The sequence below is a fragment of the Rhizobium sp. NPDC092011 genome (assembly GCF_044756305.1).
Taxonomy (GTDB): domain Bacteria; phylum Pseudomonadota; class Alphaproteobacteria; order Rhizobiales; family Rhizobiaceae; genus Rhizobium.
In genome coordinates, this window is sequence record NZ_JBIVSO010000001.1 from 786639 (window position 1) to 799694 (window position 13056).

A 13056-nucleotide genomic window follows, 5' to 3' on the forward strand; every position below is an offset into this window, starting at 1 on the left:
TCAAAAGCGGATGGAGCCTGAGTGCGCCATCGAGACCAGCCCGCCCGCGTATTCAGCTAAAACCGCAGATCTTCGTCCTTCCACAAGCGAAAGCCGCCGAGGAACGCGTTCTCGTTGTCGCCGGCGCGGCATCCGTCTGGCAGCTTTTCCAGCTTTTCGACATTGCCTCCGCCAATGACAATCTCATGTGGTAGCAGAGCCGCCTGCAATTTGCCGACGACCTTCTCCACCGATTTGCGCCATTTCTTCTTGCCGTATTTTTCGAGGCCACGCTCACCGATGTAATCCTCGAACGTTCCGTCTTTCTTGTAGGGCAGATGTGCAAGTTCCATGGGCAAGCAGAGATAGTGGACGATCATGGTCGAGCCCAGACCGGTACCCAGCCCCAGAAACAGCATGTTGCCGCCCTTATAGCTGCCGATTGCCTGCATGACCGCATCGTTGACGAGCTTGACGGGCTTGCCGAAGGCCGCCGAAAAATCAAAGTCCTTCCAGCCGGGTCCGAGATTATGCGGCTCGATTGCCGGCCTGTTGTCGGCGACCGGGCCGGGATATCCCATGCCGATGACGTCGAACTGCCAGTCGGCCGTGAGCTGCTTGACGGCTTCTACCATCTTCTGCGCTGACATCTCCATGCCGGAGGGGGCTGCGCGCCGCTCACCTCCCGTACTGAGCCGAACCTTGACGTGAGAGCCGCCAAGATCGATTGCCAGCACGACAAGATCCTTGGCGGCGGCGGATGGAGATTGCTTGGGAGATTTAGGCTTTACGCTCACGATAGGCTTCCCTCCGGGTACGTTTATTGTGAATGAGGCTTACTTTGTTTTGTCGGAAACTGTGACCGAGAAATCTGTTCCCTCCCAATGGTCGGTATCGGGCCAATAGAAGGTGAAGGTGATGACCGTGCCCTGGGGCAGCCGCTCGGTAGCAAGCTCTACGACGTCAATGCCGAAGCCGTTTTGCCGGGTTGCGATATCGTTTTCGCTCTCCCAACCATCTGAACTCCAGCGAAGGATCGCTTTCGCCATCACTTCGATCCTGAGGCGCTTGCCTGCAGGGACCTGCGACATCTTGTTGTTGAAGCGCCAGAGTACGAAGGGCGCGGTGGTCTTGTTCTTGACGTAACGTTCGACGCCTTGCGGCGGCATGTCGAAGACGGCCTTGTCCCTTAGCGAACGGAGCAGCTTGATATGTTCGGCATGGGCCCAGACGAGCGGCATGGCGCTGCCGGACGGTTCGCCGAAAACAAGGCCCCGCTCAGGCATGTCGGGCTTGTCCCATACCTGTTCGGGCAATAGCCCGCCGGGTCCGGCCGATCCCTCAAGCGCGCCAAGCAATGCAATGGCGGCTTTTGGCCTGCCGGCGGCAAGTTCGTAATGGGCTCGTTCGCCGGCCAGCAATGGCCATGGCCGGCCGATACCGGTGCCATCGAAGGCGCTGCCATCTTCGTGTTCCCCATAGCCGTCGCCCGTGTAGCGGTACCAAAGTGGGCCTTGCGGCAGATCGCATTTGAGCTGCGCGTCGATCACCTTGACCGTGTCGACGATGCGCGGATCGCTGGCTGCCCGCAGCCCGAACCGGACCAGCGCCAGGGCATCGGGGCTGACGACGCGGGCAGTCGGTAGGTACGAATCCGCAGGCGGACGGTTCTTGATCGGCACAAAGCCGTCGGCGGGTGAGGCGCCCTCGGCAATGTCCGGGGGCGCGATGCGGACATAGTAGCCCTTGACGCCGAGATCGGCAGTGGCGGCATCGGCGTCGACATAGGTCCAGCGCTCGACCTGATCGTTCCAGGCGTCTGCCGTCTGCCTGAGGTAATCGGCATTGTGATCGTGGCCGGCAATTTCCAGAATGTCCGCGGCGGCGAGCAGTGCTGCGATTTCGACCGCGAGGGTGAAGGGGGAAAAGCCGCCGTCTTCTTCCCAACGGTCTTCGCCCGTCACCGGGCCGTTGACCACCACATAGCGAGCCGCTCTCTCGACCATCGAAACATAGGAGAGGAGAGCATCACCGGTCAGCGCGCCCTCGCGGCGCAGTGCGTCCGCAAGCAGGATCGGAAAGGCGCACTCGTCCATCTGTATGCCGGTCCAGTAGGGTTCGCCGTCGAGCCACGCATTCTGCGGCCAATGCCCGTCCGCTTCCTGGATCGCGCGCAGATAGGCGAGGATGCGGATCGCATCCTGCGGAGCGCCGGCGGCAAGAAAGCCTCCGGCCGTCTCGACGAGGTCGCGTGGCCAGACGAGATGATAGCCGCCAAGATCCTCGTCGCCCTTGGCGAAACCCCAGGGAATGGACAGCGATGCGACGGCAGGCCCCTCGAAAGACAATGGCCGGTGCGTTGCGAGAACGGCGGTCGATATCCGGTAGCGATTGAGCTCGGGCGGCGGTGCTCTCGGCTCGTCCAGCGCCAGCAGCGTGCTCTGCCATTTCCGCCAGTCGGCAATATAGGAACGTTCGGCATCCTTATAGCCGGCCTGCAGGCTGGCAAGCGCATTGTAACCGGCTTCCTCGGGGCGATTTCCGAAGCCGAGCGACAGAAGGACCGTGTCGCTGCCGGCTGAAAGATCGATTTCGCCCGTCAGTGCGACGTTGCCATCAGCGGCACGGGTGACGCGCGGATCGAGCTGGCCTGTTTCCTGAAGCTGGCGCCATCCGTCGGAAATGCCGACATATCCTGCGGATGCCGTCCGCCAGCCACCGCTCACGGCCAGCGCCAGCGAAATCCCGCCTCTGCCCTTCGCAAAGAGCATCGGTGTGCCCTTATAATCCCCCACCCAGCCGGTATTTCCGGCGCCGGCATTGATCAGATGCGGGGCGGCGAGCACGTAGAGCCGGTAGTCGTGAACCGATCCATGCAAGGCTTCGAAGGATATCTGCTGAAGCAGGCTGTTGCGGACGGGATCGACGATGATGCGCTTGATGATGCGATAGCGCCCGTCAAGGGCCGTATTGACGAGACAATAGGCGGGGACGCCGTCCTCGATCGTCGTGACCACGCTTTCCGTATCGCGCTTTTCCTCGGAGAAGTAGCCGTCAGGACCGGTAACGATCAGGCCGATGTCACGCGTGCAGGCGCAGTCGACCCGCGGAAAATAGACTTCGTTCAGAATGCCGTGGCTCAGCGTGAACCAGATGCGGCATGCCGGCGATAGCGCCGTTCCGACACCGCTCTTGGCGCTGGATGTCCAGCGAGGAGCGATACCCCCCGCATTAGAGGCCGAAGTATCGTCCTGTGTCATGCGTTCATCTCCGTTATCGTTGCAATCTGCTCCGACAAACCGGCTTCGGCAAGTGCTGCGTGTGAAGATGCCAACGAAGCCCTTGATGTCCCTGCCGAATGATGGATCGTGATCGGTGTGGCTTTTCGAGAAGCGGCAGGCCTCAGCATCCCGCGGGCCGTGGATACCCTCGGCGCTCTTCAGGTTTCGTGGTTGCAATCCGGCAAGGCGGTCGCCGAACCGTTCAATTGACATGTTAGTGAACATGTTAAATAGTCCGGTCGGGCAGGAGACTTATCGGCGAGCGCGTCTGGCGCTCGATCGCATGAATCACGCCTCAAAACGCTCCGACGGTTCCAGCCAAGAGGCCTCTCAGATGCAATCAAAGCACCTCGTTGATCCCCAACTTCTGCCTTTGCTCGATATCCTCGTGGAGCAGGAGTTCTCGATCGAGACTCTTCCCGAGCTGCGACGTCTTTTCGACGAGCAGATGGCGGCAATGCCGAAGGTCGAGGTGTCGGGCGTGCAGGCCCGGGAATTCATGGTTCCGGCCGATGACGGGCATTCCATCCGCGTCCTGGCATACCGGCCGGAGCAGTCGAAAGAGCCTCTTCCGGCGATCGTGCATATTCACGGCGGCGGCTTTGTCGTCGGCAACCCGAATATGGATGACGCCGATAACCGGGCGCTCTGCCGCGAGCTCGGTTGCGCCCTCTTTTCCATCGACTACCGGCTTGCGCCGGAACATCCTCATCCTGTTCCGATCGAAGACTGCTATGCGGCGCTTCTCTATATATACGAGAACGCGCGCGAACTCGGCGTTCTCCCGAACAAGATCGGCGTCAAGGGAGAGAGCGCGGGCGGAGGGCTCGCCGCCGCCCTGGCATTGCTGGCTCGGGATCGCAAGCAGGTTCCGCTCGCCTTTCAGCATCTCGCCTATCCGATGCTCGACGATTGCACCTGCGTCGCCGCCGATCCGCATCCCTTTACCGGCGAGTTTGTCTGGACGGGAAAGATGAACCGCTTCGGGTGGACATCCCTTCTCGGGCATGCCCCCGGCGTAAACGAGGTTTCGCCTTACGCATCGCCTGGGCGCGCTGAAGACCTGGCGGGGCTACCGCCTTGTTTCATGATGACCGGGACGTTGGATCTCTTTCTGGAGGAAGATCTGGAATATGCCCGACGCCTTATCCGGGCGGGAGTGCCGATGGAGTTGCATGTCTACCCTGGCGCATTTCACGCCTTCGATTTTCAGAAGGATGCCGATGTAACGGCGCAGTTCCGCGTTGACAGCCTGGCGGCTCTTCGCCGCTCGCTTGGAGCGTAGATCGAGGCATTGCACTCTCCTGCACCGACGGCTGAAGCGGCTTGCGGTCTGTGGCTGCGCAATGGAAGCATGAACTTACCAAGCATTCAGTCCTCCCGGCGGCGGTCATCGATCGATCCTGCTGTGGAGTAAGTTCAGGCGCGGCACATCGATTGCAGATGGCGGCCTCGCTCGAATGTTTGCGTCGTCAGGCATAGAGTTGAAAACTTCAAGATTTGGCGCTCAACATGCGCTCCAGTCCAAACCGGCATGCGTTTTCTTCCAAGACGATTGCGGGTGGGGCGACCATAATTCTCCCTCAAAACTGGGGAGGAACTTCGTGAAGCGGCATGTCTTCTGCCTGCCGCTAGCCGCTTGTCCTCTCATCATGCGCCTGCTGAAAATCTCTCTGATAGCTGATTTCGATCTGGATGCCGTTGCGACTGGAATCCTGGGAGCATGCACCCTCTCAAGATAAATGGTGCGCCATAGCTTACCATTATGAGGCCTCAGGCGCAGCCAGCGCTTCAGGACGCAAGGGCTGAACGCATTTGCCGCGATCGATGAGATGAGACGGTTTGAGTGAGGCGACACGGTAACGCCGGGGTGCTCGAACGCCCTGATGACGGCTGTCATCCTTTTAAGGAGCACCAAGGCAAGACGATGACCGCGGCCGACCAGCCGCCTTCATGAAAAGGCGGTATCAGGCTGAGCCCGAGAGCGCCGACATCAAGATCCCGTGGGGAACGGGACAACCAGTGGAGGAGAGAATGCCTATCAATCTCAGAGGGCTGGCGATCAGCCTTTTCCTGACGCTCGTTTCGGCGTTCAGTGCACATGCGGCCGCATCCTGCGGCGACAATAGCGGCAAGCCGGCGACCGGCGAGCCGATCATTATCGGTGCCATCACCGGCAAGACCGGCCCCGACGACTTCTCGAACTCGACCAAGGCGGCTAAGGCCTATTTCGATTGCCTCAATGCCAATGGCGGCATCAAGGGCCGACCGGTCAAATACATGATCGAGGACGATCAGTGGAATCCGGAGATCGCCGCGCAGCTGGCCGCCAAACTTGTCAACGACGACAAGGCGGTGCTGATGGTCGGCAATTCGAGCTACGTCGAATGCGGTGCCAATGCCGAGCTTTACAGAAAGGCCGGTATTCTGGTGCTGGCGGGTGTCGGCGTACCGCGCGAATGTTTCTTTGCCGCGAACATCGCTCCGACCAATGCCGGGCCGCGTGTCTCCATGCAAGGCGCAATGGGCTATGCGCTCGACAAGCTTCATGCCAAGTCGGTCGTCTGCATCGTGCCGAACATTCCCAATGTCGGCACCTGGTCTTGCGACGGTGTGGCTGCGCTTGCCAAGGAGAAGGCTTTCACCGAGCAGACGATCCTCGTCGATGCCGCTTCTGCGGACTATACCTCCATCATCCTGCAGGCAGCGGCCAGCAAGCCGGACGTTATTCTGCTTGGCATGTCGAAGAACGTGACGGTGCCGCTTCTAACGGCCGCCGAGGAGCAGGGCCTGAACCAGTCGATCACCTTCCTGAGCGCCGCTTCCGCCTATGATCTTTCCGTGCCAGGTGCGATCGGACCCGGATGGAACGACAAATTCTATGTCAACATGGAATTCAACGACCTGAATGCGCAGACGCCGGACAATCAGAACTGGCTCGCCGTGATGGATCAGTACGGCCAGAAGTCCGATCCGCGCGACACCTTCGCCCAGGCCGGTTATCTCGCCGCACGCATTGCAGAAAAGGCGCTGATGACAATCGATCCGGCCAAGATCAACCGCGAGACCGCGTCTGTCGCCGTAAAGCAGATCAAGGACTTCAAGAGCGATATCTTCTGCGCTCCCTGGTACTACGGTGACGGTCAGACACGTCACAATGCCAATTCGACGACGCGCATGGCGGTTGCCGAAGGCGGCAAGTGGAAAGTCGTCTCCGACTGCGCCCCGTCGCCGGATCCGGAACTGAAGGATATCCGCGCCTTCGAAAAGTCGGCCGGCCTCAACTAAGCCCTGACCCTTGCCATCGGCTCCGCGGCGCTGACGCCGCGGAGCCGAGCGGCCTGCTTCGACATCAGGCAGTCATCTCGACGCCCTCCCGCCTGCTCGCCGTCAGGCTAGGGATACTCAATCCATCTTCCTTGGCTGCTTCGAATTGAAGCATGGCGGAGCTTCCTATGGTGGCAAGCTCACCACGGCCACGCTGACAGCCAAAGCGCTTCCCGCATCGTCATGGAGCAATGCGGCACTCTTCCGTTTCGGATTGGAGACAGGGGAATTGAGGCAGCATTCACCTTGCAGGGGTATGTACCTGAGCGAGGGAGAGGGCAATTCTACCAGCATAGGCAGGGCATGCGGGTATCCGACCCGTGCCAAAGGAGGGGAATGTGAGCTTGAGGCCAATACGTGCCATCCTGTATGGGCTGGGATCGGTAGGACGGGTTACGACGAAGTATCTTAAGGAAAAGGACGTCGAGGTCGTTGCCGCTTATGTGCGCACGATCGAGGGAAAGGACTTCTCTGCGCCCGAACTGCAAGGCGTCGAAATCTGCCAGCCGAATGTTCCCTTCGAAAAATTCGGCGCTGATATCGTTGTCATGACGCACTGCACCCATTTGGCCGACCTCTACGAGCCCGCCGTCAAAGCTGCCAAAGCTGGCCTTGACGTGGTGACGATCGCCGAGGATGCCTTTGAGCCATTCTACATCGATCACGAAACGCCGGTCGCGCGGGAGCTCGATGCGATTTTCCACTCACACGGCAAGACGCTGGTCAGCGTCGGCGTGCAGGACACCTTCTGGTATGCGCAACCATTGTCCTTCCTGGCCTCCGTTCAGAAAATCGATCGGCTGATCGGCCGGAATATCTGCGACCTCGGCGCCTTCGGTACGGTGGGTGGCCATGGCGAGCAGATCGGAATCACGCGGGAAGAGTTCTACGCCAGGGGCTACGATGCACCCCATGGCCACCGCGGCATCTTCGAGGTGGCGCTCCGCCCGCTGGTGCGGGCGCTCGGGCTTGATATCAAGTCAACTAAAACCGTCAACGAGCCCGTTATCGCCGAGCGCGATATGCCGAATGCCAAGACGGATCGTCCGATCAAGGCCGGTACGACCTGCGGCTTCATGGAGCGCGTGGTCTTCGAACTGGAAGGCGACATTGTCGCCGAAGGCCAGTTCATCATGCAGCACCTGCCGGATGGCGCGACCGCCTTCAATGAATGGATCGTGGAAGGCGTGCCGAGCATGAATCTGCGCACCGACAATTTCCTCGGAGACGTCATCACGCCGGCGTCGCTGGTCAACCGCGTCCGCGACACCCTGGATGCGGAACCCGGCTTCCTCAGCGTCGATCAGCTACCGCAGGCACGCTATTTCCCGTCACTGGCTCGGCGAAACGGTTGAAACAATGTGTGGGGCGATCCGCGCGAGGGGGATCGCGTAAGGCCACGATGAAAGGAATGAAACGTGAGTGCAAGTCAAGCAAGCGTAAGGATCGTCGAGGCCCCGGTGGATAGCTACAAGTCCTCCGCCGAGATTCTCGAAAACCTGAAGGCGCTCGGCCCCCTGATCGAAGAGGAGGCGCCGGAAATTGATCGCATCCGGCATTTGACGCCACGCATGGTGGCGGCGCTGAAGGAAGCGGGGGCCTTCCGTATCGCATGGCCGGCTGCCTGGGGCGGCCCGGAAATGCGTTTTGACGATCAGATCAGGGCTGTCGAAACGCTCTCCTATCATGACGCCTCCGTTGCCTGGAACGTGCAGATCTTGTCGGACACAGGCTTTTACGGAGCGCAGTTCCCGGAAGAGATCGCACGCGAACTCTACACCTCGATGGATTTCGCCACGGCCGGCGGATACTATCCGCCGCAGCGTGCCGACAAGGTGGAAGGTGGTTGGCATATCCCCAAGGGACGCTGGCCCTTCGGCAGCGGCATTCACAGCGCCGATTGCATCGTCTGCGGCATCCATCTCTATGAAAATGGCGAGTTGCTGCGCGACGCCGATGGCCAGCCGGAATTTCGTGTTGCCTATCTTCCCAAGGACAAGGTCAACCTTCTGGATACCTGGTATACGCTCGGCCTGCGCGGATCGGGCAGCACGGACTATGAGGTGGAGGACGTCGTCGTTCCCGAGAAATACGTGTTCAAGTATTTCGCCGGTGCTGCGGATCATCTGCCGCCTCTCTCACGCCACGCGGACTTCATCGCAATCTCACTTCAAGGCGTCGTCCTCGGTCTCGGCCGTCGCATCCTCGACGACGTCCAGAAGGAGTTGAAGAAGCGCTCCCCCAACGACCGGTTTGCCCGCATCCAATATGCCGAGGCGGAGATGAATTATAACGCGGCCCGCGCTTTCTCGCTCTCCGTTGCGAAAGAGGTCAGCGACAAGCTGTTTGCTGGCGAAACCCTGACCGTTGAGGAGGAGGCGATAACATCGCTCTGCTCCGTGAATGCCGGTCATCAGGTGCGCAAGGCATGCAATATGGCGCTGGAGCTGCTGGGAGCCTCCATCATTTATCAGCGAAGCCCGTTCGAGCGTCGTCGTCGGGATCTCGAGACGCTCATGGTTCATCTCGGCCACCAGCGCCGCGCATTGGAAGGTGCGGGTGGCAGCCTCTTGGGCGAAAAGAACCTGCCGCATCTGGCATAAGGGAGACCGATCCGATGGGTAAAATGCAAACCGCCGATTTCCAGACTGCCATAGATAGCGGTGCGATCATGATCGATAAGTTCATTTACCGCGAGGCCATGTCCAAGCTTGGAGCGGCGGTGAGCGTTGTAACCTCGGATGGGGAAGCAGGCCTTTGCGGTGCGACCGTGTCTGCAGTGTGCAGCGTGACCGATACGCCGGCGACGCTGCTCGTCTGCGTCAATCAGTCGAGCCGTTCCAACAGCGTGATCAAGACGAACGGCGTGCTATGCGTCAATGTGCTTGCCGGCGTCAATCGTACGGTGGCGGATCTGTTTTCCGGCTCAGCGGGGGTTCCATCCGAAGAACGGTTTTCTCATATCAGCCACTCGACGTTGAAGACCGGAGCGCCGGTTCTCGATGGGGCGATCGTGTCGTTCGATTGCGAACTCGAGCAGATCATCGAATTCGGCACGCATTCCATCTTCCTGGCGCGTGTCGTTGATATCAGGGGCAACGATGCCGAGGCATGTCTCGTCTATTTCGGCAGGCAGTATATCTCCGTCAGCACTGCTGCCGAATAACCTGCTGAACGGACTGCAATTCTCGTCGGTATTTCGGTCGGAATGATCCGCAATTGTCAGCAGAATGATTAAACAGGAAGCCTCTCCAGGGCTTCCTGTTTTGCTTTGTCGCTGCAGGCTTGCCGCCACTCTTGCTGTCAGCGCCACCGCAAAGACGTTGCGACTATCATGCGAGCCAGGCCGGCCTATTTCCAATTGGCATCAGCGCTTATCGCGGTCGACGGCGTCGCGGCCACTCTCCCAAATCATGGTGCTCAAAGCTCGTCAGCGCTCACATTACCTTCGATTTGAGCCTCGTATCGGCGGACGATCATCCCGTCATCCAGGTGCCGTTCCGCACGACCAGCTTCTTCTCCAACTCACCAGGCGACAGCGGATTGCCATCGGGGATCGGATCGCGTCCATGCGCACTGAATATAAAAATACCGCCGGGCTTGCCCGGCGGTATCAGGTCAGTCTTCAGGGGAGGTAGGTTATTACTCAACAACTTCGTAGATAGCATCGGTCGAACGATGGCCGAATGCGGCTTCGAATTTCTCGATATAGGGTGCCGCTTCCGCCTTGAAGGCCGCATAGGCCTCTGCGCTCGGCCATTCGTCAAAGTCGAGGAACTCGGTGGCGCTGGTGACGGCGCGGTGGCTGATCCGCTTGTGCTTTTCGAACAGCTTGATGATGGGATCCAGCAGCTCGCCGTTCTTTGAAGCCCATGCGACGACGGCGCTGTGGGCAACCGGGAAACGGATGACGACCATTACGGACATTCGATATCTCCATGATAGGGTTTGACGATTGCGGAGAGCCCGATGCTCTCCATGACGTCCGACTTCAGACTAAACAAATGACGTGCAGTTCGACATACCTCGGAAGGGTGACGCCTGATGCTTAATATATTGAATTTGCAAGGTAACTAAGCTTTGCTCGCGCCGCCGTCCACCTCGGCGAAAACCTCGCGTGCCAGCCGGAACGCTTCGACTCCGGCAGGAATGCCGGCATAGATTGCCAGCTGTATCAGCGTGTCCTTGATCTCCTCGCGGCTGCAGCCGTTGGTGAGGGCGCCCTTCAGATGCAGTTTGAATTCGTGGCTGCGATTGAGGGTGCCGAGCATCACGAGATTGAGCAGGCTTCGATCCCTGCGAGACAGCGCGGTGCGGCCCCAGCCTGCTCCCCAGCAATATTCCGTGACCAGTTCCTGGAAGTCCCTGTTGAAGTCGTCGGCAGCATCGAGCGACTTCTGCACATAGTCTGCGCCGAGTACGGCCTTGCGGATCTCCAGTCCGCGATCGAACATTTCCTGGGACATGGCGTTGCCTTCTCCTGCCGCTATTGTGAAAGGGGTGATCGGGTTCGCGCGAGTAGTTTTCGGCGACTCAGAAAGTGAAGTTGCGGTTACGGGTGAGGATCTGCTGAGCGATCCCTGCTGCCCGAAACTCGAATTGATCGTGGCCGCGACTGATGGTCATCAATATGTCGCGCATATATCGCGGCAGCCGGCCGTCCTGGCGCAGAGCGGTGGAGCTGGCTGTACGGACGAGGATTTCCACGGCCTCATAGGCAAGACGCTCCGCCGTATGGTAGGTACCGTCCATTCGCGTGGCCTTCTCGACTGAGAACGGCTCGACGCCGCGGGCACATAATGCTGCGTTTGACAGATATTGCGCGCCACCCGCAAGCGTGATGGCGCGGGCGCTATCAGCCAGAGCGACGGCCATGCCGAGCGAGCGTTGATAATCGGGATTATAGGCGCGAAGAGTGGTAGCGCCCGGCGTGTTGCGCGTCGCGATCAGCTCTTCATATTCATCGACGGCGGCATAGGCCAGCCCGGTTGCCATGGCGGCGAGGCCACCCTCGGCAAAAGCCAGAAACAGCCCGGAATAGAGATAGTTTCCATGGATGTTGAAGCCGACGGTCGGCCCTTCCAGGCCGGCATCGGCGTCGAATGAAAACGTCATATGCTCAGGCACGAAGACATCTTTCACGACGACTCCGTGCGAGCCGCTGCCCTTCATGCCCATCAGGTCGCCCCAGTTATCCAGTCGGGTGAAACTGCCATCGGGAATGACAACCGTCAGCATCGGCGAGACGGCGCCCTGGGTATTCTTCGGCAGGGGTATATTGCCCATGAAATGGCTGGCATAGGGCACGCCGGAACAATAGTACCAGGTTCCGTTCACGCGGTAGCCGCCATCGACGGCTTCTGCTTTCGTATTGCTTGCGGCAAAGGACCATGGCGCCTGGAAATTTGGTTTCAGGCCGAAAATTTCCTTTTGCGCCTGTTCGCCGAAATAGGAGGCGATCTGGGCCGAGTGGCCCGTGCCGAGGGCGAACCACCACCCGGTTTCCGGGCAGCCCCGCGCAATCTCAATAACCACTTGATAGAAGTCGTCGAGATTGAGCTCGTATCCGCCATAGCACTTCGGCGTCAGAATGTTGAAAAGCCCGGCCGAGACGATGGCGTCATAGACGCGCTGCGTCGGATAGCCATTGGCCTCCGTCGCCGCCTGCTCCTGCCGCAGCAGCGGTCTGAGAGATGCTGCCCGCGCGACAAGGTCGCGGACGGTATCAGCATGATGCTGCGGCATGGCGTTCATTGGTACGGTCCTCGCAATGTTTACGTAAGCAATTAATTACGTTAATTCTCGTTGCTTGGGGCTAGGGCTTCCGCACGCCTGTCGGCAGGCCGGTCCGGGCCTTGCGGCTGTCCTCTTCGCGGTTTGCCACATAGGCTTCGAAGTCGAATGCCAGGAGGTCGATCTCCTCGATCGGGTCGTAGGGGCGGGGCGAGCCGGTCCAGCCGATCTTGTCGATGCCCCAATAGAATTCCAGCAGATTGCCGTCCGGGTCGCGGGCATAGAAACGCGGCTGGTTGCCGGGGCCGCCTTTCCGGGAGTTGACGATCTCGACGCCATCATCGCGCATCTTGACGAAAAGCGCCTTGAGATCCTCGGCCGAGCCCAATTCGAACGCGATATGATGCAGACCGAAGCCAAAGCGAGGTGCGTCCGGTGCGTCATCGGGCAGGATATCCTTGCGCATGCGGAAGATGGACAGTTCATGGTGGGTGACGTCGCAGCGCACGAAGGCGCCGGCGGCCACTGCGACACCGTGGCCGATTTTCTCCTCGGGATACTCGAATTTCTCCGTCAGCCGCATACCCAGATAGCGCTCGTAGAAGGCGACGGAGCGGTCGATATCGCGAACGGTGAGGCCGATATGGCCGAGTTTGGTGACGCGGACTTGCATGGGGTCTCCTATAGTTCGTATATCGAACTCTAAAAATCTAATATCGAACATATAATTGAGTGC

General features: G+C 59.7%; 11 protein-coding genes. 5 read left to right on the top strand and 6 right to left on the bottom strand.

Annotation, left to right across the window (positions count from 1 at the left end; translation table 11 throughout):
• Positions 1 to 56: 56 nt before the first annotated feature.
• Both ACIQJ2_RS03795 and ACIQJ2_RS03800 read right to left on the bottom strand, forming a co-directional pair.
• The gene (locus tag ACIQJ2_RS03795; protein WP_400665592.1) at positions 57 to 776 is read right to left on the bottom strand and encodes an ROK family protein; all 720 of its coding nucleotides are present in this window, start codon (positions 774 to 776) and stop codon (positions 57 to 59) included.
• 39 nt (positions 777 to 815) lie between these two features.
• Positions 816 to 3239: a glucan 1,4-alpha-glucosidase gene (locus ACIQJ2_RS03800; RefSeq protein WP_400665590.1), complete on the bottom strand. Its 2424-nt coding sequence runs from the start codon at positions 3237 to 3239 to the stop codon at positions 816 to 818.
• A gap of 355 nt (positions 3240 to 3594) precedes the next feature.
• Here ACIQJ2_RS03800 and ACIQJ2_RS03805 point away from each other — a divergent pair, with 355 nt between their 5' ends.
• From ACIQJ2_RS03805 to ACIQJ2_RS03825, 5 genes are all read left to right on the top strand, one after another.
• Positions 3595 to 4545 carry an alpha/beta hydrolase gene (locus tag ACIQJ2_RS03805; RefSeq protein WP_400665588.1) on the top strand — a complete coding sequence of 317 codons (951 nt, stop codon included), beginning with the start codon at positions 3595 to 3597 and terminating at the stop codon, positions 4543 to 4545.
• Between the two features lie 749 nt (positions 4546 to 5294).
• Complete coding sequence (locus ACIQJ2_RS03810; protein ID WP_400665586.1) at positions 5295 to 6548, top strand: ABC transporter substrate-binding protein; 1254 nt, start codon at positions 5295 to 5297, stop codon at positions 6546 to 6548.
• 377 nt (positions 6549 to 6925) lie between these two features.
• Positions 6926 to 7942 (top strand): hypothetical protein, encoded by a 1017-nt coding sequence (locus ACIQJ2_RS03815; protein WP_400665584.1) that lies wholly within the window; start codon positions 6926 to 6928, stop codon positions 7940 to 7942.
• Between the two features lie 63 nt (positions 7943 to 8005).
• On the top strand, positions 8006 to 9190 hold the full coding sequence (locus ACIQJ2_RS03820) for an acyl-CoA dehydrogenase family protein (protein WP_400665582.1): 1185 nt from the start codon (positions 8006 to 8008) through the stop codon (positions 9188 to 9190).
• Between the two features lie 14 nt (positions 9191 to 9204).
• Positions 9205 to 9753, top strand: coding sequence for a flavin reductase (locus tag ACIQJ2_RS03825; protein WP_199148353.1), 549 nt, complete (start codon positions 9205 to 9207; stop codon positions 9751 to 9753).
• 476 nt (positions 9754 to 10229) lie between these two features.
• Here ACIQJ2_RS03825 and ACIQJ2_RS03830 read toward each other — a convergent pair whose 3' ends face one another.
• The 4 genes from ACIQJ2_RS03830 to ACIQJ2_RS03845 form a co-directional block, all read right to left on the bottom strand.
• The gene (locus tag ACIQJ2_RS03830; protein WP_400665580.1) at positions 10230 to 10514 is read right to left on the bottom strand and encodes a hypothetical protein; all 285 of its coding nucleotides are present in this window, start codon (positions 10512 to 10514) and stop codon (positions 10230 to 10232) included.
• A 146-nt stretch (positions 10515 to 10660) separates the two neighbouring features.
• Positions 10661 to 11053 carry a carboxymuconolactone decarboxylase family protein gene (locus tag ACIQJ2_RS03835; protein ID WP_400665578.1) on the bottom strand — a complete coding sequence of 131 codons (393 nt, stop codon included), beginning with the start codon at positions 11051 to 11053 and terminating at the stop codon, positions 10661 to 10663.
• 67 nt (positions 11054 to 11120) lie between these two features.
• A complete protein-coding gene (locus tag ACIQJ2_RS03840) occupies positions 11121 to 12341 on the bottom strand; it encodes an acyl-CoA dehydrogenase family protein (RefSeq protein WP_400665576.1) in 1221 nt (406 codons plus the stop codon).
• Between the two features lie 61 nt (positions 12342 to 12402).
• Positions 12403 to 12993, bottom strand: coding sequence for a VOC family protein (locus tag ACIQJ2_RS03845; RefSeq protein ID WP_400665574.1), 591 nt, complete (start codon positions 12991 to 12993; stop codon positions 12403 to 12405).
• Positions 12994 to 13056: the final 63 nt, after the last annotated feature.